Source organism: Bacteroides sp. AF25-38AC, assembly GCF_003602995.1.
Classification (GTDB): domain Bacteria; phylum Bacteroidota; class Bacteroidia; order Bacteroidales; family Bacteroidaceae; genus Bacteroides; species Bacteroides uniformis.
Genome location: NZ_QTMD01000017.1, coordinates 32905 through 58963, shown reverse-complemented (window position 1 = coordinate 58963; position 26059 = coordinate 32905). Strand labels below are relative to the sequence as shown.

Below are 26059 nucleotides of genomic sequence, written 5' to 3'. Positions count from 1 at the left end.
AAATCACTTCCCCTTTTTCATCGTAGCATAGTGGAAATAAAACCAATATGTTTTTCCGTATTTGGCTTGCAAAGGGGCACCATTACCACCATTCGCCTCGTACAGTCGGGTATAATCGCCAAATTCATCTAATACTTGAGGCGGTATATTCCATTTTTCCACTTCATCCAACGAAGCCTTTTTCCCGGCAAGATAGATAAGTAAACCTTCGGCATACAATCTGGAAGGAAACTTCTTTGCAGCAAACTCCCGATAATCTCCGGCGAAAGCCCCAATATCCTTATTCAGCAAATCAAAGCAGAGAAGGTAATCGCATGCCAACGTATTATCAGGATTATTACGTAACAGATGACGAAGTGAAAGCGGAATGTCGGCAGAAGAACGCAAAGTATCCGTTGCAGGCAACAACAACCGCTTCCGTTCCAGCCATTGGCAGACTTCGGCCGTCTGTTTTCCGGGAATACGTCGTTCTGCCCAATCACGGTAACACATTGTCTTTTGCAGGAGACGAAGATATTTCATAGCCGCCGCCTCATCACCGTTCACCAGGTTGATTTCCGCCAAACGCTTGACAGCTCTTGCTCCGGTATGATGCGGAGAAAAAATCATTCCCAGAATGGCAGCATGTTCAGCCATCGTCATATCTCCCAACGCAAACCAGACTTCATTGGCTGCATAAATAGTGAGGTAGGTAGAATGGGGAGCCACGGGCAGAAACAGCCCTTGCGAAGCCGGTTGATAACCATCCATCAGCCGGTCGGGAAGCCGGTTCTGCTGTGCATTCAGCAAATTATAATAATAGGCAGTGAACGGAGAGCGGTATTCACCCTCCACCAACAGTTTCCGTACTTTTTCCGAACGGCCGAAATACATTTCCGAATCCAACGCCAAAAGATATTCCCGCCCTAAATCGGGCATATTGTACCATCGTGACGACCAATCGCCACAGCCAAACAGCCAATAGCCGGACAATACCGCCAATATGCTTACCGGTAAGCCCGACTTCCACGAACGTCGCATGCAGCTACGACACAACAACAAAACACCTCCGATACCGGTTAAAGCGATTGTGCCGGAAAGCGGATAACTCAATCCGCATTGCCTTCCTGCCTCCCAAGCCACCGCCAACACCGTAGGAACCCACGCCCAACGTCCCATGTACGGAACCAACAAACGAAACACCACCACTCCCCAAAGCAACAGCACGACAGCCATTATGGCCGGACCACCCCCTTCGTAATAAAAGAATTGAGTGAGGAAATCTCCTGACAGACGTGCCAGAGCCGCCGGATGCCGCAGATACCCGGCCAATGGTTCGGTGGCAAGCAAAAAGAGTTGTGTCTGCTCCCGATGGAACAGATGATAGGGCAATATCCGGAAGAAAAAAAGGAACAACGCCAAAGCGCCGATTCCTGTCGCTCCCCATTCAATGTATTTCCTTCTGCAAGCTTTCATCCAACAGTTTTTGTTGTTCTTCCGTCAAGGAGCCACGCACCATCTTCCGCATGAATGTTCCCAACGTATTGTTTCCCTGCTCTTTCAGGAAAAGAAAGTTCGTTTCCTGCTCCTGCATCCTCAGACTTTCACGTATCTGTGTCAGATGCAGTGAATCTTTTCCGGTGGCATTCCGTAGTCCCGTCCGGATGAAATGGTAAGCCTCTTGCATCTTTTCCCTCCCCTCTTTCCATTTCTGAAGGGCATCATTTTGTGGAGTGCCCGTTACCGAGCCGACAGAGTCGGCCTTCACATGTATGGTTCCCGGCTCCGTCACCACCAGCAGTTCCTGGATGTAGATACGCAGCAGATGGCGCAGACGCAACACCCTCATCTCCTCCCCTTGTCCGGAAAAAGAAAAAGAGGCATTGGTTATCTTTACAGAATCCACCCGCCCCGGCGCATTCTCCATCGGCACGAGGTATATCCATTCCCCGTCGTATTTCACCGACGGCAACGTTCCTTCAATCACATAATTCTGTCTGGAATTTTCACAACTTGCCCAAAGAAGGCAACTGATACAGAAAAACAAGATACGTGTTTTCATCCTTATACATTAGAATTTCAACAAAGGTAGGCGTTTACCAACTGTCAGCCTAATATTCAATTAACCAAAGATAATATTTTTAATCAGAGATTTTCTTCACCGCCATACACTCCATTTCCACCAGCCACCCCGGACGACAGACGGGAGCCAACGTGACAACTCTCGGAATATCGGGAAAACGCTTGTCAAACATCTCTTTCACTACAGCATAGTCCGCAATATCACGCAGATAGACAATGATATGCCCCACATCTCCAAAGCCGCAGTCAGCCTCCTTCAGCAGAGCTTCCACATTCTCCCACATCCGTTCTGTCTGACGACGTACATCTCCGGCATACAGCACTTCCCCCCGGTTGTTGATACTCGCCGTACCGGAAATGAGTACTTGCCGGCGGTCGTCGTAATCCACCGCCGTTCCCCGTTCGAAACTGACTCCATACTCATAAGTGGGATTCAAGTGTGTGCGGGCATAGAGATATTTGATTTGTCCGGGCTTTAATCCCGCTACGGCAAAAGCGTCAAGCATCACCAATGCCTTCGGGTCGGCATGACGCCCACCGATACCGGTACTGGCAATATAGTGCGTGTTCTCCGTCAGGTTCTGGGTGACGAACATCTCATTACGTGCCTTGACTACACCGGCATAATTGCAATCCACATTCTGCACAAATATCCAGGTACGCAGGCAATTGTCGGCCAGAGTACACCCTTCCTCCATCAGTTGCATGGCATAGTCGTTGAGCAAAAGACGCATCTGGTATTCCGAATTGGCGGCACGATTGAAGCTGCCTCCCATCCAGAGCTGGCGGTAAGCACCGTGTTTCACTTCATACAGTCCGTTCGGCAGCACTCGTGTCTGCACATCGGTCTGCAGATAGGCCCACAAAGCAATCTTGGTGCCATCCAGCGGAGGCTGTTCCACCACAGACAGCGCGCAATCGGAGCTTTCCGCCGTAGCGGCAAGCAACAGTTCCGCTTGGTTGGCGGCATCACTCAGGAAGTATCTTTTAAAAACCGCCACGGCTCCGGACAGTTCTTTTTTCAGTAAAGCGGCATACGCATCCAACACGACATTCATCTGTTCACGATAGGTCTGTTTCGGGTCAGTGGCATGTATCATCACATGGTATTCCGTCACTCCGCCGGTCACAACAAATGCAGCCACTTCCGCCCTGCCTGAAGGATAAGAGTATGATGTGTATTTCATATCATTAACAAGAGATTGTTTCAATCGCAAAGATAAGTTTTTTATCCGACAAGGAGTAGTGAAAATCGCAACTTTCGCTTGTTTTGTTCTTATAAAAAAGTTACTTTTATAGAAATCTATAAAATATACAGTTATTATGAGCGAAAATATTTATCCCATCGGCATCTACAACCTGAATTAATAGGAATCTATGTCAATCCGTAATGAGACTATAAACCGGCTTTCTCTTCCTTCACCCCTTCACCTTTCGCATTATTTCCCTATCGTTCAACCCTTTCCGGTGAAACTTCTTTCTTCCTTCTCACCACCTCATATACATTGCCGTACTTCGTATGCCGGCGTTTCAGTCCCACCCGCAGCAGCACCGAACCGAACTGCATGGGATTGCTGCCACGCATCAAGGCGGGATGCGTTTTTTGTAACTCATCAAAGATGTCGGCGGCAGTCAGGTCGAAGCTCTTCTCTGCCGGAAGCGGGGTACGAAACAAGCTGTGAACCGCCTCCTCCACAAGGCTGACACGATAGAAAGCCTCGTTATGCCATTGCAGTTCCTCCTCCTCCGGCTTGGTGAACCAGTTGCGCCGCCCGGCAATGAGTTCCGCTTTCAGTTGGGCAAAAATCTGGTCGTGCTCTATGCCTATGCAGTCAATATTGTGCTTCACCTCGATGCAGAGGAAGCGCCGGCTCCCGGTGGGGTCGGTCAGCAGGTCGAACCGGTTGCTGGTGCCGATGAACGAGGCGATACGGGGCAGTTGCCTGAAGTTCTGCTGATAGGCCTTGCGGATGTTGAGCACCGACATCTGCATCAGATTTTTCAGTAAGGGCATTTTGTTGTCGGCATACTTGTCGAACTCGTCCATATTGAGCAGCCCCATTTCCGCCAGCATTCTCTCAGCTTGTCCCTGCGAGGTCAGTTTCAGGTTGTCGGCGTAGTAACGCGTCAGCACGTCAGGCATCAAGGCGCGACAAAAGCTGGATTTCCGTCGTCCCTGCTCGCGGCTGACGAGAACGGGAGCCACGCTGTTGGCATGCAGTCCGGACACGCCCATCCATTGCGAGGCAAGTCCCAGCATCCAGGTATGGAATCCCCGCACCCAGTGAGGCCGAGAAGAGACGCGGCAGGCAAGCGCAGTCAGCCGGTCCTTGCCGTCCCAATCGGGCAGTTCGTCCATGTAGAGCAGGAAGGGATGGTAGGCAGGGATGTAAGTGGAATAGACGTATCGGTTCAAGTCCTTGTCCCAGCAAGGAATACCTTCGGCATGGGCTTCGATGCAGAAAGTGTTCAACTCGCGCTTGCCCACGGGGGTGAAGGCGGCAGAGCGTTGTCCGGCGGGGCGGAACTCGGTTTCATCCGTCAGCAGATTATAGCGAAAGTCGTAGCGCGAAGTGAGGAACTCCTCGATGTCGCCGCTCAGTGCAGTCACGGTGCTTGCGGCTTTCGCGCTCCGGCGGCGCTGCTCTTCCCGCTCCTTCCAGTTTCGGTCGGTCGTTTCTTTTTGTGCGTGTTTCAGCCTTTCGGAAAAGGCTATCAGTTGTCCCGCTTCCTTCAAGAGCCGGTGTTGCTGCAAAGTCATCAGTTTTTTCTTCATAAATATTTTTTATTAAAATGATTATTGGGAGGTTTCGAGGAAGGGAATCATCCTTTCTTTCCTCTCGCCTCTTCGCCAAAGTTACTGCCTGCCGAGGGCGTTTTGCAAACCATTCTCCGCTTATTCTTCAAAAATCATTCCTGCCGACAAACATACTTATTTATGCTTCGGAACCCTTTATTTTCAGTACCTTTGCACGGTTCTTTATAAGTGAACGCCCCGGGTCGTCCAATCGACTGACTTAGGTCGTTCAATCGAACGACCCGGGTTATTCGTTCGGCCGACCGGAGTCGTTCACTTACAGGAAGACACTTCCGAGGGAAGAAACAAGTATGTTGAACGCACTAAAACCTATTGATATGGCAATACTATATGACTGGTACGAGAATCCGGGCACTAATGAGGAAGCCCCTGAAGAGAGAGGCCTCCATCCCCGCCCGTTGCTCAACGGGAAAGTAACCATGCGGCAGCTCTACAACCGCGTGCATGCCCGCAGCTCGCTCACGGTGGGCGACGTGATGAACGCGATAGACTGCCTGGCGCAAATTTGCGGCGAAGAACTGCGCGACGGCCACGAGGTGCACATCGAAGGGCTGGGCTACTTCGCCCCCACCCTGGAAGCCACACAGAAAGTGACCCGCAGCACCCCGAACAAGCACCTGAAACTCCGGCTGAAAAGCATCAGCTTCCGTCCCGACGTCAGGCTGAAACAAGCGATGACGGGAGTCAATGCCATCCGCAGTAAATACACCCGCCACTCCCTGAAGCTTTCGGAAGTGGAGATAGACATGAAGCTGAAAGAATACTTTGCCGACCACGACGTGCTGATTCGCAGTGACTTCCAAGCGCTCTGCGGCATGGCGCGCACCACCGCGAACGTCCACCTGAAACGGTTGCAGCAAGAGGGCAAGCTGAAGAATGTGGGGAAGCCCACGCAACCCATCTACCGGGCCATGCCGGGATACTACGGCGTGTCGCGCGATGCAAAGGCGGGGCGATGAGGGTGGAAAGCGGTTTCACCGGGAAAGCCAATGAACAGGAGGATGGGAGAAGGAGGTGAAGGAGATGCAGGGATAAAAAGAAACATTCTGCGCCCTGAAATCAGGGGTAATACAAAAAGGAATGTGAATTGCATCCGGAAAGGCAATAGAGAATGAATGCGAAAAGGCGAATCTCACGACTCGCCTTTTCCTGATTTAACCATTAAACAATTGTACTATTCGGTTAATGCATTTACAATTATCCGATGTTACGGGCGACTAATAAAGTCGGGGGGGTAACGACAACTGCTTTGAGTTGAATAATTCATTTATAGATTATTCTTAAAGTGCCTTTTTAGAAAACACAATGGAGAAGAATGACGCAGGAACTGTGAAAGTCCTACCAGCAGAAAGCGGTTGTCTAACATTTCCATACTCCAAATAAATATAATTTCCATTGGTAGCACTCAAAGATTTTATAGTGTATGTGCCTGGCTTAATGTAAAAGTAATGAGCACCGCCTATATGTCCGGTATAATTAAAGATACCATATTCTTTTTTGTCAGAATCAACCAACACCCCACCGCCGTTTGTCTCTATTCCATACACTTTCATTATATTGTAACCTACTTTGGAAGGAGGAACATTATCATCAGTACCCGATGCTTGAACAATACTTGGAGTAGAGATTGTTCCTATATAATTTAAAGAAATATAGCCACCTCCTGTCACTTCGAAAATTGTACCAACCGTAAGTGCGCCCCAATTAGATTGTGCTGTACAATCCTCTAAAGCGACCACGCGGTAAACGCCATAAGCCAAGAAATAACAATATGGAGCAGCATTTGGGGTAGTAGTTCTCAAAACATACTGTTGACCACTTTCGTCACAAACAGTTATGCTTACGGCTACCGAAGCGTCAGCACCTCCTATCGGAAGTACAACCCGAGCATATCCGGTTGGTGTGGGAGGTACATTACTATCCATTGTATACGGTCCCAAAACATCCGCTTTAACAAAAAGAGCACAGAAGAACAGTAATATCAAAAAGAAAGTTCGTTTCATTGTTGCATTTTTTTAATTAGTAATAAAAGTATACGAGTGGTCGTTACCCACCCGTACCTTTCAATATTAACTATTTTTTCTTGAAGTTCCAGAACCATGCCGTACCCCAAGCGCCAGCACCGGGTTCAGGAGCACAAAGACGAAGTTCATCTTCTGTAATCTTCAAAATATGATACTCATACTGACGTGCATTTCCTTGATTCGGCTGTATACCTAACAATGGAATAGTACCAGAGAACTCCATAGTACCTACATCCCAACCGGATTGCACCACATCTTCTGACACCTTGACAGAACCACTTTCACCACGACTTGTCTGAACACCAGTCAAACTAAGTGAGAACCAACCATTTAATCCATCATCAGGCAATCCTTTTCCTACAGCTTGTTCATCAATTTGCCCTCTACCGTTTCCGACATCTCCCACAGCATCACAAATCCACCAACCGGGGCCGGTATTGCCGAGATAACCTCCATTACCCCAACAACCGTCTGCAGCTTCTGTATTCCAGACCCAAGTGGTTGTTCCATAACCACCGTCCGGAGTTGTGCCGAATACATCAGCATAAATAGCGGGAAGATCTGTATACTCCGTTACTGCTATTGATTTGGAAGCCGATTTTGTTATGGAGCCGTCCGAATTAATGGTTGTTACATATACTTGCAATTCTTTATTAGGAGGAGCTACTTGAACCGACGGAGCCGTACCTTCTGCCAACTTGATATCAGACGTAGCATCATAAACCTTCACATAACGTGACGGAGTAGGAACAATCTGAATGTTGTTGTTTCCCTGGTTCTTGGCCACAAGTTCAAAAGTAAGATTTTCCGGTGTGACATTGGGATCCGGACTGATTTCATCCACTATCGGATCGCAAGCCACCAGCAGCATTGCAAACAAAGGTATTGCGAATAATATCTTTTTCATATCTTTTTTCATTTTAAATTCATATTCTATTCTTGCCAACCATTATACTCAGCACTTGCATCCGTATAACCCTCATTTTGTTCTACCTTTCCTTCATTCAGGAGGACTTGGTTTTCGGGAATCTTCTGGAAACCTGCCGTAGCCTTATAACGTGCGGCATAACCACCGTTCTGCGCCACATTACGGCTTTCAGCCCCATTTGTATAAACCTTTGCTCCCGTCTGTCTTTCAAGGGCATCGGCAGCAATATGCCAACGGCGAATATCGTTCCAGCGAGTACCTTCAAAACATAATTCCCAACGGCGTTCATTCTGCAATGCAGCCAACGAATATGTACCAATAGGTTCAAGTCCGGCACGACTACGCACTCTGTTTATACCGGAAACATCTTCCTTCAATTCAGACTGCATCAACAATACATCCGCAAAACGAATCAAAACCAAATCATGAATAGAACCGGTTTGCATCAGATTATCATTAATCCAGCCGTCGGCACCATACATTATCTTCTCAAATACCGGCTCAATCGTTTTATTTCCAGCCGCATCCGTACTATAAGCCATGATAGAACCTATTTTCATCTGATAATAATCCGTTTCTTGGATAAAGCCGTCACCACCACCTTTATTATAACTCGGCATATCCTCCGTCTTGAATACGGAGGCCGGACGACGGGCATCATCTTGTTCTGCCACACTCCAATCATTATAAAAATTGGGAGCTACAGGACCGGCACCCCATCCTTGTCCGAAGGGGAAAGAATTGGCCTGATCATTGCCACGTACACCAAAATGCAGAGCATAACCGTTACCATAACCGATAGTAGTGCTCCAAGATGCAAGTTTATTATATTTAATGGCAAACATGGATTCGGGATTTACCGCTGCATCATCTTCTACCCACTTCAATCCCTGACCGGCAGTAAACGGAAAATCTTCTACCGTACATTTATTGGTATATGCCCACAAATTACGAAACTCAGGAACAAGACTATAACCAGAATTATTCACACAATCATCAATATACCCAACCACATCCTGCTTGGTCAAAGTTGTCCCATCAGGCAAATCAACTGAAGTCAACGGACTATAGTTCGTACTAACCAAATCGTTCAGAGTTTCACCATTGCCATACATACCAGTATAATACAACCAAGCACGTCCTAACATAGCTTCAGCCGTATATTTATCAACATGCCCATCCGACTTGCGAACAGCCGGCATATTTGCAGCCGCATCGCGAAGATCCTGCAGAATCTGCCCCCAGATAACAGCGGCAGTCGGAGGAGTAGTATCTTCGGGCAACAAAGCAGTAATCACCAAAGGTACGCGCCCATACATGGAAGCCAACTCGTAGTAATAAAAAGCACGAAGGAACTTGGCTTCGCCCTCAGCCTGCGCTCTTACTTCCGGATCCATTTCAATACCAGCAAGAGCCTCCAACAACGTATTGGCACGGTTGATTCCTTGATAGCGAGCCACCCAGTAGTCCTGCGTAGCATTTGTACCCGTATTACAAATAAGGTCCAAAGATTGCATCAACTTATCATTGGGACCACCACCACCCAACATATCATCGCAAGCCAGCAGAGAATTATACAAGAAAGACTGCTGTGGAAAAGCATTGACATTATTCAGGTTCTGATATATGGCAGCTAAAGCCTGATTGGCATCTTCAGCCGTTTTAGGAAAATTGGTCGTATCTTTTTCCGTCAGACTCATCGAGTCCAAGCTACAAGAAGCAAACATTCCTGCTATCATCAAAGCTGCACCTATTAAATATGCTATTTTTTTCATCGTGTATCAATTTTAGAATTTAACATTAACACCTACCATATAAGTACGAGGTTGAGGATAGTTACCTACATCAACACCGGTTACCCACGGTTCTTTGTCATTGAGGGCTCTACCATTCTCCGGATCCATCCCTTTATAACCGGTAAAAGTAAATAGATTCTGTGCAGCAGCATACACACGAAGTTGCTGGAACGGACAGTTCTTCCAAATTCTCTTGAAATCGTATCCTATAGTCAGATTTTGAATGCGAACATAGTCGGCATCATCAATATAAATATCTGAAATGGCCTGGAAATTCTGTCCACTATTTCCCGGCGCAAGCAGCGGATATCTGTTTGAGGTTCCTTCGCCATGCCAGTAATCGTAAACTTCTGTCGTATAGTTTTCATACTGTCCATCTGAGAACTTTCGCCAAGAGCGAGCTACCTGTGCACCAAAAGCGCCATAGGTTGTTACAGAGAAATCAAATCCTTTATATTCCGCACTTAACGTAAGACCCATTGTCACGTCAGGATGAGGATTACCCAAATCAGTCTTATCGTCATCATTAATCACCCCATTTCCATCAACATCCACAAACTTCAAATCACCCGGTTTAATACTTGCACCTTGCTTAGAGTTTGCCGCATTTCCTTTACAATTCTGGTCAAGATATGCCTGCAAGTCATTCTGGTTCTGAATGACACCATCCGTCTTATAACCATAAAAATAGCCAATAGGATGTCCTTCTTCCATACGGACAAACCGACCCGTACTTTGAGCCAACAAATCATTACCGCCTTCAATAAAATGATTGGCGTTATTAACCTCCGTTACTTCATTCTTATTATAGGCCATATTGACATTCACCCCATACTTGAACTCCTTACCAATCTGATCTCTCCAGCCCATTGAAAGTTCAAGGCCAGTATTCTTTACCGTACCAGCATTTTGATATTGAGTAGCGAAACCGGAAGCCGCATTGGTACCCACTTCCACTAACAAGTCTTTCGTCTGCTTGCTATACCAGTCCATGGTAAAACTCAGACGGTTATCCAAGAAACGGGCATCAATACCGATATTGGTCTGTTCTGAAGTTTCCCATGTCAAATCGGGGTTAGCCAAACGATTCGGGTAAGCTCCGGTTGTACCTCCATTCTTATCCGAGCCAAATGTATAAAGACCATAATCGCCAAACTCGTAACCGGCACGCCAATTTGAATTAGGGATATTGTCATTACCATTCTGTCCCCAACCAGCACGGACTTTCAAGAAACCAAGCCAAGAAGCAGTATTCTTCATAAAAGCCTCGTTTGAAATAACCCAACCAGCAGAGAATGATGGGAAATATCCCCATTGATTGCCTTTCGCAAACTTAGACGAGCCATCGGCACGAATGATAGCAGAAAACATATAAGTTTCCTTAAAGTCATAATTCAAACGTCCAAAATAAGACATCTTAGAACCATAATCCGAGGGATAACCATTTACTGTAGCAGTAGCTTTACGTTCTGTATTATGCAAATAAGCATGTGTAAAGTCACCAAAAGCACTATTATAACCGGTTGCCTCTACTGATTCGCCATAAGTTGGTCTTGATTTAGAATACTCTGTACCAGCCAAAACATCAAAATGATGTAAGTCTGTAATATCAAACCGATAACTCAACGTATTAGTCAAACTCCAGTTCCAACCCAAAGACACGTTATTTATCGTTTGGTCTTTATCACGGCTATCTCCCTGATTATTAATTTGGTAAACGGGAAGATATGAACGCCATGAACTTGACCATTGTTTGTAACTAACCTGACCTTTATAAATAAGATTCTTAAGTGGTTGTACTTCCAGATATGCCGCTGTGTTCAGATTAAAATTCTTATTCTTATTATTCCCAGCCTGATTATATACCATGTGAGCCATCGGATTAGAAGCATATGCAGTATAATCAAGTATACCATTAGCACTCGTTCCAAAATTCTTCAAATCATCATACATGAAGAAATCACCATTTTCATTATATACAGGAATCAGAGGAATAGCACGCAAAGCATTAGAAAGGTCATTCGAATATTGATTACCTAACTGCACACCTTGATTCTGTTTGTGCTGATAATATATATTCTCACCAAACTTTATCACATCCACATCTCCCTTACGATATATCACATGCTCAGAATTAATGCGGAAAGTAAAACGACGATAGTCAGTCTTCACCGGACCACCGAATGCACCATCCTGATACTGATAGCCTATACCTGTCGAAAATTTGGAGAATTCAGAACCACCTGTTACATTCAACGCATGATTAGTAACCACAGCATTTTTATTCCGGAATTCTTTTACCCAATCTGTACCAGGATTGGTACCATTCTGATAAGCAGTCAGCAAATCAGCATCTACGAATTTTGACCAATCATACGGTTGGCCTCCATTATTATAGGCCACTTGATCCATTACCGCCATATATTCTTTGGCATTCAACATATCAGGCATCTTATATATATTTGCCCAACCTATGTTTCCATCATAAGATACAGAAACCTTTCCTACCTTACCCTGCTTCGTAGTAATAAGGATAACACCGTTGGCACCGCTCGAACCGTAAATTGCACAAGATGCAGCATCTTTCAACACGTCAATACGTTCAATATCGGCAGGATTCAAGGCGTTAATATCGCCACCGGCTACACCATCAATAACGTAAACTGGAGCTGTATTTCCGTTAGTACCAGCACCACGAATATTAATTTTAAACCCATCACCCGGCTGACCGGAAACGGCCTGAATATTTACACCCGGAGACTGGCTTTGTAAAGCGCCCAATGCCTGCGTAGTATTTAATTTTGCGATGTCTTCGCCTTTTACCTCAACCGTAGCACCTGTCACCAGTTTCTTCTTCTGTACACCGTAACCCACTACGACTACTTCATCCAACAATTCCGTATCTTCCTTTAGCTGAATCTTGAAACTAGTCTGGTTACCTACCACTATTTCTTGCGGCTGATAACCGATAAAAGACACAACAATCGTTGCTCCCGGCTGAACATTCAATGTGAAATTACCGTCAATGTCGGTAATGACACCATTTGTGGTTCCTTTCTCCAATACATTGGCACCGATGACCGGTCCCATTGCATCTGTTACAGTACCTGTGATTTTTTTTGCTTGCTGCACAGCATCTATTGCATCGACCGATGCGGCGAAAAGTTGCGGAGTATAAGTCAGGCTGACAGCCGAACAGATACCCACGAGCAGCGCGGTTCCTCTGAAATTTAAATTCATACTTGTATTTTTCTTAGATTAATGAATTGGTATTGCCTGGCGGCATCTACCGTTTAATATAAGGTTAAACTTCTCTTTTTGAGGAAAAATTAGATATACCTTATTCTATAAAGTGGTTGGTATACATATCACTCCTTTCTCATAGGCATTTTTCATTTCATTAGCGGTTAAACATTATATGATTATTATCAAATTTTAATTAGGCTTGACAAAAGTAGACTTTTAGCAGCAAACCTTATAATACTATTTTATCAAATAACGACACTCATTTAACATCCATTACTATTTTTCCTAAAAAGTATAAAGCATGAATTCTATAACCAACAACTAAAAGCTATAAAAGACAGAAAGGGTTGCCCCGATACTAACCAGAGACAACCCTTTCTATTTTATTATTAAAAATTGCTATTCCATAGAAGGAAGCTCTTCACGGGAAACAACAAATTCCTGGCTCATAGCATCCTTCCACCATGCTTCATCAGCATGGACTACCGGGCTACCATCCTCATTTGTCCCGTCATACCACGGCATGAACCAACTCCAACGTGCACCAGATGCCCATTGTTCGGAAATAAGTCCGACCGTACCACATTCACTCAGCGAAACAATCTTGTTTCCATAATTTTCGGCAATGGAAGTATATTCTGAAACACAATCTGCAGTTTCCTTATTATAAACATCACGTCCCACGATGTCTACATATTGATCTCCCGGATACCAATCGGCATCATTGCCCTCGGTAGTCCAAACCCAGATAAGATTATCCAATCCTTCAGTCTTGAAGTAATTGAACATAGCAATCCACAGAGATTTAAAGCTGGCAGCATCCTTACCCCACCAGAACCAGCCACCGGCTGCCTCGTGGAATGGACGCCACAATACCGGAATATCCGCATCTCTCAATAGCTTCAAGTAAGCGGCAGCATTTTTCAAATCTTCGGTAAACACCTTGTTTTCCCAAGTGCCTTCCACTGTGGCATTGGTAGCATCAAACTCCGTATCTGCCTTATAAAAGGCATAATCCTTATTCGGGTCGAGAGCTGTACCGTTATTTTCAAGATAAACAGCAACTGCTGTATAATCATGTCCACCAATGATGAGACCACCTTCTTGCAGGGATTTCAAAACATCTTCGGTAATCACCAATGTATAGTCCCCGGATATGTCAAAATAATCAGTTCCTGAAGCAATCTCGCTCCAACCACTGTTTTTGAACGAACCTTGTGCACCCGCTGCCACATCCTTCACAGCCACGCGTATCACCTGACCCACTTGTGCATCAGCAAAGACAACTTTTGCAGCATCATCCGTCATCTGTACATTTCCACTCCAATCACCCGGCATTACTGTCTCTCCTTCCCATATTTGGGTAGAAGAAGCTTCGCCTACAGCTTTCTTGGGTACATTCCAATGCCACATGGCAGCTACGATGCCACCTTTGTCAGACCAATCCTTAACAGGAGTAATGTCACCGTAATTAATCCAGTCTGCTCCAGCTACAGATGCCGGCAGATGAACATAGTCGAAACAGTTGATAGCCGGATATTTTCCGGTCCATCCATACACCTTTTCGGACATTTCCGTATTCCAGGCAACATTGGCCATCATAGCTGAAAGTGTCTTCGTCTCAAAATTATCCAGTAGATAATTGTACAGTTTCACAGCTTTGGCCGAAGTGGCAGCAACCAGCGTCTTGTCCAAAGCAACAGTAGAGAACTGAACCGATACAGCCGGAGCAGGCATCTGGTTCGGTCCGGTTACTATTCCCTCGGGGATAGAGAGAGAACAAGCCGTCTCTCTCCCGGGAACATTCACTTTTACAGTCAGTATATTGCTTGCGCCAAGTACATCGGCACTTATCAGTTCACCACCGGTAAACTTGATTTCGCTCAGATTGTCTGTTGCAAAGAATATATTCTTGTCATATTTCACCTCAATAGTGATTTCTCCCGTTTTCACTTTGGCTGCTCCACTTTCAGGAGTAGTAGACACCAATACCGGTGCATCCACTGCTGGGATATCATGATCGACATCAGTATCGCAGGAGGCAAAAGTAAAAGCTGCTATCAACGAAAGCATCCATTTTATATTCAGTTTCTTCATCTTAATTATGATTTTATTTCATTCTTAATCAGGGCATCCATAGTCACATTCTTCAAGCCACAATTCATCAATTTACAATCGTTATTTTTGTAAACGTCAAATCACTGCCCTGAATAATGATACCTACATTTATCTGGTCTTCACAATCTCCTTGTTTAGCTTGAATATTATCAAGTATCTCCTGAGTCAACGTCAACTCCATCACACGGCTCTCGAAACTCCAGCCGTAAATGTCTGTCGGTACCATAGTCGTATCAAACAAAGAGAAAGCTATGCCACTCCAATCGCCATAGTTAAACTGAGCCTGTGCCCAAGTCTGGTCTTTCTGATCGAAATAGACTTTCATGACAGTGCCTGCCGTTACCTTGGCAAAAGATACAGCCGGTACCAACACACGTCCTCCATCACCCCAACTAATATCGAGCGGACCAGCCCAAACTGTTTCTTCATTAGCAACCACAAGAACATCATAAGCAATTTCACCATTTGAAGAAATCAGTTTTAGGCTATAAGTTCCATCCAGCTCAGCCGGTACATTCAACATCAATACCCCTTTAGCTGCATCATTGATATACTGAACAGCAGCCTCATTCAGCAATACATTTGTCAGCTTATCAGCATTAACAATCTCAAGTTCCACAATTCGTCCCCGAACCAATTTGTCAGGCAATGCCGGCAAATAGGCACATACCGGTTTCTCTATTGTCAAAGACGGTGCTTCCACAGATTCACCATTGGCCATCTTCAAGAGTAAGGCCCCGGTTTCAGCAGTTGTGGGTACAGTCAAGGAAATGGCAGTAGCGGTGGCATCGGATACGGTAACCTCCACATTACCACTGAATACAACAGCCGAAACTACATCCATATTTACTCCTTTGACAGTCAAAGCCTCTCCTGCCGGGACCGTCGCCGCACTATAAGAAATGTTTTCCGGCTTTGCCGTTGCAATAGATACGGCAGTTGCTTTTCCACTATTTGTATTCAATTGCAAATCACCACTAATAGCCGCAGCCGGCATCAAGACCTTTATTTCAGTCGAGTTTTGTGATTCCAATCTTACTGCTTCTTCTACACCAGGGAACGTTACATCAGTCACCAAATCCATATTGGTACCTTTCAAGGTAATCATATCTCCACCACGCAAGTTTACAGCAGGAACAGCCACTACGTTCGAAGGCGTAGCTACTACAACAGTAGCAACCACAACTTTTACATCCGAAGCAGGAAGTACCATAACTTCTCCGTCCGAGACATTATCCGGCAATGTAAAAGTAAGTTCATCTCCTTCGGAAGAGGCAGTCATCGTAAATTCAACTTCATCCCCATTCGGCATCTGCACTTTCTTCACCAAATCAAAGTTTTCACCAGAAACTCGAATGACATCCCCCGGCTTCTTATCTACCAGGTCGAGTGGAGCCTCTACCGATGGCAAAGTAACCTCCAGTTCCCCTTCAGAATAAATCCAATTGGGGATTTCAGCTCCATCAGACAAGATGAACTTACCGGTCTGAGCAGAATCAGGAACAATAACTTTAATCTCCTGACGGCTTTGACTGACAAACTCATCAGCAGGCACTGTTACCTCGTCAGCAAATATCACTTCTTTAATCAAATTCAAATATTCACCAGTAATGGTCAATTCACTACCAGGCTTTACTTCTGCCGGTGCAAAAGCCTCCAAAGCAATCGGCTCCGTAAATGTCAACTCGGTTTTTGTTGTAATATCCCCTTTCGGAGTCTTCAAGACAACCAACCCCGGCTGGGCTGTCTGAGGTACAGTGACACGGATTTCCGTATCACTGACTACTTCGATGTCTGTTATATCGTCGCAACCGGAAATAGCGACCGCAGTCACTTTATCCATGCCACTGCCTAGGAAACGGAGTACACCGCCGCGGGATACGGGACTCGGTCCGAATACATTCAGACTGATTCCCCCTTTATATTGGTTGGTATCTTCATCATCCCCATTGTCGCAGGCCGTAAACGTCAAGCAACTGAAGAGCATCAGGCACATCATCCACAGTGCCGGAAATTTATATGTTTTATTCATATCAGTATTCTATTTAAAAGGTTATTCAATAGGTACCACACGGATGTTGTCAATCATAATCACCGGATTGCAATCCTTACCTTCCACACCACCTGCCCAGACAAAGAATGTCAATCCGGTCAGCATAGTCTTGTCAAAAGTTCTATCACACTTATTACCTTCATGCGTCTTGTTGAACTCGGACAGATTCATGGAAACGGTTGTCCATTTACCACCCGTATCATACGAACCCGTATTCTTCCAAGGCAACCACAAACCGCGCGGCACATTCGTATCACTAAAATAAGCATTAGTTCCCGTCGCATAAGTCACCACATCATTACCCGTAAACATCACTTGTAGAGCGCAAGACTGCCACGGATTGGAAGAAGGAATATTCACCTCGAATTTCAGTTGCAAGCCATTGACGCCATACTCCTCGAGCAGTTCTGCAAACTCAGGACGTGCAGAAAGTTCGGGATAACCGGCAGACGGTTCCGGCCAATAGTTGAACGAGAACTCATCTTCTGCCCAAGTAGCTCCGATAGCACCGTCAAGTGCTCCGGTGAGACAGATATAAGCACCGTCAATACTGTTTTCATCGGCTTCTCTCAACACCTTGCTACCATCACGCCAACCGTGGGCAATAGCCATACCGCCATGAGAACCGTCCCAGTCAAAGAGAATGTTACGTGTATCATAATAGCGGAACTTGGAACGTCCGGTACCATAAATGGACTTCACGTTGATATAGCCTGCAGGAGCATTGTCCGGAAGAATAAAGCTGACCGCAGTCTTGGTTATGTTCGTAATATTAGTCACTTCCACATTACCGGCCATCGTAATGGTCAGCGGCACATTCGGGTCATCAATGAAATAGTCACCAATCAGTGTCACCTCACTACCCGGCTTTGCAAACTCACAAGAAATGGAGTTCACGGTAGGAGCCGGAACCAACACCTTGAAATCATAATCTATGGTATCCTTTGCTTTGGTCACCATATAAATCTTATCGGTCACTACCGAAGGAATCTCTTTCGGAACATCTACCATAAGTGTATGGTCAGTGATGTAACTGGTATTAAGTATCGCCTTCTGGTCATTGAAATAGAGCTCGTAAACACTCCGCAGATTCTCACCGACCAGACAAATCGTATTCGCCATATAAGCCCCCGTCAGCAAAGAGTCTGCCGCTGCCGGATCAGGGACACGAACATATTTCAAGGTAGGCTTTCCCCCTGCCACTTCATATTTATCCGGTTCATCCTCACAAGCCGCCATGGAAAAGCCTGCTACAACAACAGCTGCCGCGAAGAACCAATTCGTATATCTATTATTTTTCATCTTTTCAAGCATTAAATTAATAACTGAATTCAGAACGTACATCTACGTGTACCGGGTCTTTCATCAAATTAGGATTGAACACCACGTCTTCTGTCGGAAACGGCAATGTAAAGCTGGAAACTGTCACATTCGGCGCCTTTGCATCCGGATTGTAACGGGTCTCATCCGGATTCACCGTCCAACTGCCGTTTTCATAATAAGCCTTATAAGTAGTACCCAGACTATAATAAACATCACGGCGCTGTGCCTTCAGCTCATTGATAGCACGCTGGGAATCATAATATGCCAAACGTACATAATCATACCAACGGTCGCCTTCGCAAGCCAGTTCCAGCCGGCGTTCCTTCCAGACGTCCTCCCAAGTAATGGAGGTTTTCGGAGTAACTCCCGGAATGGCACGGCCACGTACTGCATTGAAAGCATCCAGTGCACTCTGGTCTGTAGTAGAGGTAGCCAGTCCCATTTTCGCCTCGGCATATACCAGATAGATATCGGACAGGCGCAGGATATGGGTTGCCAGGCCGCTGTACATATTACCAGCCGATACGCCCAGGCCCAATACATGGTCATTATTGTTACCATAGAGATGCTTCACGTGATTGGCACCGGTAGGAGACTGGTAATCGCCATTAGGTCCTCCCTTACCATATTCGGCATCATAAATAAACCGCAGATAATCAAATCCGCCCTTGTCCTGCCAGAAATAATCGTATACATCACCTGCCATCATCATAGTAGCCTTACGACGGGTATCCGTATCCGAACGCGTCTCAGGACTTTCCAAAGCGGAAATTCCAAATGCATCCTGCAAATCAACCGACGGACCTGCATAGCCGCCCCAGCAATCACCAAATTCATCGAATCCCACCATTGCCAAGTCCGACTGCAACGTATTCTGCTGTGTCCAGGGGTCACGTCCTGCCGACCAGTGCCAGGAGAAGAGACACTCTTCATTCTTGTTGTTTGCCAAACGGAAAACATCGGAATAGTTAGCCAGCAAGTTACGGCCGGAATTATTAATTACATCCTTGGAATATTCTGCCGCTTTCGCCAAATCATCCGCATTGCGGGTACCGGAAAGGCCACTCTTAGTTAGATACACCTTAGCCAAAAGACCTTCGGCACAATAGCGGTCAATACGTCCCGTTTCACCTCTGGCCGGAAGCAACTCCATAGCTTTCTCCAGAGTCATAATGATATATTCGTACACATCTGCTGCCTCCACTTTGAATTTGGAGTTATAATTACCGGAATTCAATTCGTCCGTATTATCATGGATAATGGGTACTGCGCCAAAACTACGTACCAAATAGAAGTAAGCCATGGCTTTCCATGCCAGACACTCGCCCATACACTGATTTTTCACTGCTTCTGACGCATTTGCCGTCTTCAAACGAGTATATACAGTATTGGCATGGCCAATCACTGCCCATAGAGAATAGGACATGTTCACAAGGTTTTCATCCGTACCATTCACCGTAAAATTCAAGTAAGGGCTGTTTCCCTCGTATACGTTTCCGGACAAGATTTCACCGACTTTAATAAAACCGCGCTGAAAGTCATACCAAGGTGAGTTATAAAGATAATTAACCCCCTGCACACATTGTTCGTCATTCTGATAGAAGTTCGATTCGTTATAATTGTCTTCGGTAGGACGGTTCAGGAAATCCTCGCATGAAACTGTTCCCATACCGAGTACAGCTGCAAACGCCCAATATTTAATATATCTGATTTTCATGTTTTCTTCAATTTAAAGTGTTAGAATGAAACATTCAAGCCGAATGAATAAACTGTAGGAGACGGATAACGTCCGTTGTCCAAACCATAGACATTGACGCTTGAAGTGCTGGCACCAATTTCAGGGTCATAGCCGTCATAACCGGTAATGGTCAGCAGGTTCTGGATATTGGCATAGATACGCAAGTTGCTCAGTCCCAGTTTATCAATCGTCTTTTTCGGGAAAGTATATCCCAAAGAGATGTTCTTCAGACGGATATAAGAACCATCTTCAATATAACGGTCACTGATACGGTCGTTGTCATTCGGGTCATTGATAGTGGCGCGTGGAATGGAAGCTCCCGGGTTTGCCACCATGACGTTAGACACATCATTATACCACATCGTTCCATCTTCGTAGACCTTGTTCGGATTGATAGGAACAAGCTGTGCACGTCCGTTTACAGCATTCAGCTGGTTAGTCCAGGGAGAGTTCATATGTGTCAGCTTCATGGAAAGGTAGTTGTACACCTTGTTGCCATAGGAACCGTTGATGAAAACAGACAAGTCGAAGTTCTTGTAACGGAAAGTATTAGTCCAGCCAAAAGTAAACTTAGGCATCGGAGAACCGATATTGGTCTTGTCATAGTCGTCGATAACGCCATCGGGCACACCGTCAGGACCACTGATATCCTTATATTTCACATCACCCACCCATACGGTATTGGTACGGTCGAATACACCGTTTGCCGGATACTTGGCAGGTTTCGGAGAAGTCTGAAGATCCTCCAGGTCCTTGTAAACACCATCACAAACAAATCCATAGAAGTTATAAAGTGATTCGCCTACACTGGATACACTGACTACATCGGTCCACTGTCCGTAACCCACAATCTGCGCATTGGCTGTACCAGCCAATCCTTTCAGTTTGTTCTTGTTGAAAGAAATCTGGAAGTCAGAATCCCATTCAAACTTACCCGTAATAGGATGTGTGTTCAGAGAGATTTCAAAACCGGTATTCTCTATGTCACCATAGTTACCTTTCGGAGCAGCCAATGCAGAAGAGGCATTACCGGAAGTACCCATATAAGAAGGCAACTGCAACGGCATCAACATATCACTGGAAGTTTTCTTGTACCACTCTACCGTCAGGTTGATACGGTCGTGCAGGAATCCCAAATCCACACCGACGTTCCATTGCTCCTGGGACTCCCATTTGATGGAAGTATTCGGTATATTGGAGGGGCGATACCCCATACCCAGACCGGAAGGCATACGACTCATGGATGTACCCCAAGCATAACCACCGATGTTGGCATTACCAGTTTGTCCCCATCCCAGACGCAACTTACCGTTACTGATGACCTTCTTCAACGGTTCAAAGAACGTTTCGTTGGAAAAGCGCCAGGAAGTAGCCAATGAATGGAAGCCTGCCCAACGGTTCTCGGGACCGAAGTTTGAAGAGCCGTCATAACGATAGGTATAAGTACCCAGATAACGGTCGGCATAGTTATAAGTCAGACGTGTAAAGAAAGATGCCATAGACGAGCTTCCAAAACCTGCATTGATAGTCGGGGTTCCCGTACCCAAGGCAGGATTGTGCACTTCATCCGAAGGCAGACCGCTATTGAACACACTCGTGAAGTCATAGCTGGACTCCCAGCACTCCTGACCCACCATGGCTGTATAATGATGCTTGTCGCCTATGTTTCCGGAATAGGTCACATAGTTCTTCAATTGCCAGAATGTACTGCTGTTTTTCTGGATATTGCTTTCATTACTGGAACGTACCCATCCACCCAAATCAACCATCGGCTTGTAGCGCTCACCTTTGCTGGAACTGATGTCATAACCCAATTCGGCATGCCATACCAGATTTTTAATCGGAGTAACCTCAAAGAAAATATTACCCGTCAGTTTCTGACGGTCCAGCAGAATGTCATCCATCATGGCAAGGGCAATCGGGTTAGGATTCGTGTAGCCTTCGCGAACAACGGTGGCATAGCTGCCATCCAGATTATAGATAGGTATATCAGGAAGAGTGGTCAACGAGTAGTTAATCAAACCTTCATCACTGTCTGCCAGTTTCAGGTCATCACCCGTTGCTGTATAGGTGGCGGTCAAACCGAGTTTCAACCACTTCTTCAGTTGGGCATCCAAGTTGGCACGGAAGCTGTAACGGTTAAAGTTTGAACCGATGATGGTACCGTCCTGATCCATATAGGAAGCTGATACGTAGTATTGTATCTTCTCTGTACCACCTTGTGCCGAAATCTGGTGCTGATGCTGCAAAGCAGTCTGGAAGATGGCGTCCTGCCAGTTTGTACCTACTCCCAGCAGAGAAGGATCGGCATAATAATTACTAGGGTCAGAGATTTCACCCATGTTTGCCAAATCATTATAATAAGTGGCATACTCACGCAGATTCATCATATCCAGACGCTTTGTCTGGCGTTGAACGGCAAACATACCGTCATAAGTAAACTTAGCCTCACCCGCCTTACCACGTTTGGTCGTAATCAAAACCACACCATTGGAACCTTGCGCACCGTAAATGGCGGTTGCCGAAGCATCTTTCAGAATTTCCATACTGACGATATCAGCAGGGTTGATGGTGGAAAGCGGAGAAATGGTGGAAACCGAGCCATTACCCAGTGCATCGCCCAAACCATAAGATGAACCGCTTTGTCCCTGACTCTGTACAATCACACCGTCAATTACATACAACGGCTCGGCATTAGCATTGATAGTGGCCTGACCACGTACGCGGATAGAGGAGGAAGAACCCGGAGCACCGGAAGTGCTGACTGCCGTCACACCGGCAGCACGCCCTTGAAGGGACTGGTCGAGATTGGTGATAATAGAACCCTTAATCTTGTCTTCACTCATGGAAACGGAAGCACCGGAAAGGTCGCTTTTCTTCATCGTACCGTACCCCACAACCACCACTTCGTCCAACATCTCGGAGTCTTCCTTCAGCGTGATGTTCACTGTTGTCTGGTTCGTTATCTTTATTTCCTGGCTGACATAGCCTATAAAGGAGACTACAATGGTAGCTCCCGGTTTCACATTCAAGGCAAAGTTACCGTCAATGTCGGTAATTACACCATTCGTTGTACCTTTTTCCAATACATTGGCACCGATAATAGGGCCCATAGCATCACTGACGACACCCGTAATTTTCTTTGTTTGCTGCACTGCCTCAACGGTATCCGTCGATGATACTGCGAAAAGCTGAGGAGCATAACCCAGACTGAACACCGAGCATATCCCCGCAAGCAGCGCTGTCTTTCTAAAATTCAAATTCATACTGTATTTCTTAGATTTAAAACAAACACAAAACCTCCCAAAAGAAGATTTTTTTAGTTAACAAAATGAGAGTAAGTCAAGAAACCGTGACATGCAATCAAGGCGTTGACACTTAAAATTACTTCCAAACAATTCATGTTTTCACAGCATCATTCTTCTTTTCTTCCATAAGCACAATTCTTTTTTCTTAATTATTAATGGTTAAATCATATTGTTTTTAAAGGGCTATTTTTTCAGTGTCGTCAATTCGTCACGAACCATTCTCCCCCACTCTTTCATGTCTGCATCTTTCCAGTTTCCCTCGGAAGAAGCCGACGGATAAAGCATGGAACAAGTCTCGTCTTTGTCCGACAAGGACCAAGCCACCCAACTGATGGAATGCCGCTGCATCCACTCCAGCCAATTCCCCCACTCTTCTTTACTGATGGGGCCGTCCCCACTTGCCTCCATACCGGCGCATTCGGAAACGAAAATCGGCAAGCCCTTGCCCAGAGCATAGTCGGCGCGGTCGCGCAGCCACTGTCCGTGGGTGTTGGCATAAAAGTGGAGTGTATACATTATATTGCTATATCCGGTAATAGGATCGTCCGCTGCCAAATGGATGTCCTGGTCCCAATGCGGACAACCAACGAGGATAACGGCATCCGGTTCTATGGCACGAATCGTCTTGATAACCTCCACAGAGTATGACTTCACCTGCTCCCAACTGTCTTCCACCGGTTCGTTGAAAACCTCATAGATGACATTAGGAACCCCTTTGTAACGGGTAGCCATTTGGGTGAAGAACTCCTTTGCTTCTTCCTGCCGCAGATTGTGGCTATGCCAGTCGATGATGACGTAAACGCCGTTCTCGATAGCAGCATCCACCACTTTCGTAACACACTCAATACCGAATTCGGGCTTGTTCACATAGCAGGCGCTATCCAAATCCACTCCCATAGAGGCCCGAAGCACTTGTGCGCCCCAGTCATTGACCAGATAAGCAACCGAAGAGGCATTGTAGAAACGGGGCCAGAACTGATGCCAGCCATAGCTGACACCGTGCAATACCACCGTGTCTCCTTCGGTATTCATCAACTGCGTACCATTGACCACCAATGCCGGTAGCGTTTCCTTTACATTTTCATTCTTCGACGGGTTTGTTCCACAACCAATGGTCATACCTAGGCAACAAACCGCCAACATAACTTTCCATATGCTTTTCATATCATACTTAGTATTTAGAGTAATAATCTTTCTTATATAACGGTACAAACGCTTTGTACACGCTTACATTCTAATTTTCAGGCAGGGATTACACGGAAAAGCACGGATAGGTTCAATTTTGCAGCTTCCGGTTTTCCGCTTTAATTATTTCAATAGTGCTGTCTGTGGCAAAGACAGAGTTCAGTCCTTGTTGTTCTTGAGCCGGGTCACCGGTATAGTCATCTCCCTTTTCCCAGAATACATGGCCGGGATTTTGTCCGGCAAAACCGCCCCATGCCCAGAAGTTGCATCCGGCAAAGAGTCCGCCGCTCTCACGGTCCTGGCGGATAAGGTCGAATACATAACGGTAATATTCATCGCGGGCAGTGGTCGGTGCCTCTTTGGAGAAGCTGAAACCGTCACGGGGAAAACCGAATTCCTCCAAAACGATCGGCTTGCTGTACTTCCGGGCAATGACCATGTGGTCATCTATATACTTCTTAGTATTTTCCTTGGCACGCGGAAGAAGTTCCTTCAGGCTGTCCGCCTTCACCCAACTCCAGTTGTAAGGCCAGATGTGGATATTCAGATAATTGATGTTGGGGTCGGCATGAATCTTCTCGAAAAGATTCATATCCATTTCGCATCCCCACGAGCCCTCACTGCCGGAAGACACCATGTGGTTCGGGTCGAGTGACTTGATTTGTGCAGCCATATCGGCCATCCAGCGGGCAAACGGCTCCTTGTTCTCGTCAGAGAAAGCGCGAGGCTCGTTACCAATCTGCCAAGACATAATAGTGGGGTCATCCACATATTTTATCTGATTATACCTATTGGTGCGTGAAACAATATAATTGACATGATTGGCAAACAAGGCCTTCGCGCTGTCCGATTGGGGGAACTGCTTGACATACTCCATATAGGCGGGCCATCCGTCTACGGCAGGTACCACGGCATCACCGTGTCCGGACCATTGCAGGTAAACGGAATAGCCACCGCTCCATTCCCAGGAATTGTTCAAATAGAGGACAGCTGTCATATCACGTTCACGCAGTTCATTCATAAAATAATCCAATCCGGCTAAAATAGTATCATTATAGACGCCCGGTGCCACTTGTAAAGAGGGCTCTACCCGCGTCTTTATGCCATTTTCACCGTCAGCACCCACCAATACGCGCAGGTTGTTGATGCCAATACTTTTCAGAAAGTCCAGCTCCTTATGCAACCGTTCACGATTGCCGCCTTCACCTTCGGAACCAAGAATGGCACCGTACCAGAAATTGGTACCTACAAAATAATAGGGTTTTCCGTCGCGAACGAACTGTCCATCGGCATTGACCTTAATAAACGAATGCTCCGCAGGCTTAGGGGCACATGCCCCCAAAAGGAATAAAAGTACTGTCAGCAAAAGGAATTGTTTCTTCATATTATCAGTTTTTAAGCGATACACAAAGATACGCGGCTCATATCATAAAAAATGATACTATATTATCAGATTAATGT

The 26059-nt window shown here is 45.9% G+C and carries 16 protein-coding genes; 1 reads left to right on the top strand and 15 read right to left on the bottom strand.

Features of this window, described 5'->3' with window-relative positions; all coding sequences use genetic code 11:
* Nucleotides 1-3: 3 nt before the first annotated feature.
* The 4 genes from DWY55_RS12950 to DWY55_RS12935 form a co-directional block, all read right to left on the bottom strand.
* On the bottom strand, nucleotides 4-1455 hold the full coding sequence (locus DWY55_RS12950) for a DUF6057 family protein (protein ID WP_057097718.1): 1452 nt from the start codon (nucleotides 1453-1455) through the stop codon (nucleotides 4-6).
* The gene (locus DWY55_RS12945; protein WP_119979708.1) at nucleotides 1427-2041 is read right to left on the bottom strand and encodes a DUF4369 domain-containing protein; all 615 of its coding nucleotides are present in this window, start codon (nucleotides 2039-2041) and stop codon (nucleotides 1427-1429) included. The genes DWY55_RS12950 and DWY55_RS12945 overlap by 29 nt, the downstream gene beginning before the upstream one ends.
* A gap of 79 nt (nucleotides 2042-2120) precedes the next feature.
* Nucleotides 2121-3248 carry a Rid family hydrolase gene (locus DWY55_RS12940; RefSeq protein WP_117887749.1) on the bottom strand — a complete coding sequence of 376 codons (1128 nt, stop codon included), beginning with the start codon at nucleotides 3246-3248 and terminating at the stop codon, nucleotides 2121-2123.
* A 260-nt stretch (nucleotides 3249-3508) separates the two neighbouring features.
* Complete coding sequence (locus DWY55_RS12935) at nucleotides 3509-4837, bottom strand: VapE domain-containing protein (protein ID WP_005825002.1); 1329 nt, start codon at nucleotides 4835-4837, stop codon at nucleotides 3509-3511.
* A gap of 359 nt (nucleotides 4838-5196) precedes the next feature.
* On the opposite strand from DWY55_RS12935, the gene DWY55_RS12930 reads away from it, so the two are divergent.
* Entirely contained in the window at nucleotides 5197-5838 is a 642-nt protein-coding gene (locus DWY55_RS12930; RefSeq protein WP_005834825.1) for an HU family DNA-binding protein, read from the top strand.
* Nucleotides 5839-6159: 321 nt separating this feature from the next.
* On the opposite strand, the gene DWY55_RS12925 is transcribed toward DWY55_RS12930, so the two are convergent.
* From DWY55_RS12925 to DWY55_RS12875, 11 genes are all read right to left on the bottom strand, one after another.
* Nucleotides 6160-6882 (bottom strand): hypothetical protein, encoded by a 723-nt coding sequence (locus DWY55_RS12925; protein ID WP_005825006.1) that lies wholly within the window; start codon nucleotides 6880-6882, stop codon nucleotides 6160-6162.
* Between the two features lie 70 nt (nucleotides 6883-6952).
* The gene (locus DWY55_RS12920; RefSeq protein ID WP_005834823.1) at nucleotides 6953-7810 is read right to left on the bottom strand and encodes a hypothetical protein; all 858 of its coding nucleotides are present in this window, start codon (nucleotides 7808-7810) and stop codon (nucleotides 6953-6955) included.
* A 26-nt stretch (nucleotides 7811-7836) separates the two neighbouring features.
* A complete protein-coding gene (locus DWY55_RS12915) occupies nucleotides 7837-9606 on the bottom strand; it encodes a RagB/SusD family nutrient uptake outer membrane protein (protein ID WP_005825008.1) in 1770 nt (589 codons plus the stop codon).
* A 12-nt stretch (nucleotides 9607-9618) separates the two neighbouring features.
* Entirely contained in the window at nucleotides 9619-12867 is a 3249-nt protein-coding gene (locus DWY55_RS12910; RefSeq protein ID WP_120178101.1) for a SusC/RagA family TonB-linked outer membrane protein, read from the bottom strand.
* A gap of 405 nt (nucleotides 12868-13272) precedes the next feature.
* Nucleotides 13273-14970, bottom strand: a complete 1698-nt coding sequence (locus DWY55_RS12905) for a glycosyl hydrolase (protein WP_120178100.1) — start codon at nucleotides 14968-14970, stop codon at nucleotides 13273-13275.
* 67 nt (nucleotides 14971-15037) lie between these two features.
* On the bottom strand, nucleotides 15038-17023 hold the full coding sequence (locus tag DWY55_RS12900) for a hypothetical protein (protein ID WP_120178099.1): 1986 nt from the start codon (nucleotides 17021-17023) through the stop codon (nucleotides 15038-15040).
* Between the two features lie 21 nt (nucleotides 17024-17044).
* Nucleotides 17045-18346, bottom strand: a complete 1302-nt coding sequence (locus DWY55_RS12895; protein ID WP_005834814.1) for a glycan-binding surface protein — start codon at nucleotides 18344-18346, stop codon at nucleotides 17045-17047.
* A gap of 16 nt (nucleotides 18347-18362) precedes the next feature.
* Entirely contained in the window at nucleotides 18363-20084 is a 1722-nt protein-coding gene (locus tag DWY55_RS12890; protein WP_005825019.1) for a RagB/SusD family nutrient uptake outer membrane protein, read from the bottom strand.
* Between the two features lie 20 nt (nucleotides 20085-20104).
* Nucleotides 20105-23371, bottom strand: a complete 3267-nt coding sequence (locus DWY55_RS12885; protein ID WP_005825021.1) for a SusC/RagA family TonB-linked outer membrane protein — start codon at nucleotides 23369-23371, stop codon at nucleotides 20105-20107.
* 225 nt (nucleotides 23372-23596) lie between these two features.
* A complete protein-coding gene (locus DWY55_RS12880; protein WP_005825023.1) occupies nucleotides 23597-24577 on the bottom strand; it encodes a glycoside hydrolase family 5 protein in 981 nt (326 codons plus the stop codon).
* Between the two features lie 112 nt (nucleotides 24578-24689).
* Nucleotides 24690-25982, bottom strand: a complete 1293-nt coding sequence (locus DWY55_RS12875) for a glycoside hydrolase 5 family protein (protein ID WP_120178098.1) — start codon at nucleotides 25980-25982, stop codon at nucleotides 24690-24692.
* Between the last annotated feature and the right edge of the window lie 77 nt (nucleotides 25983-26059).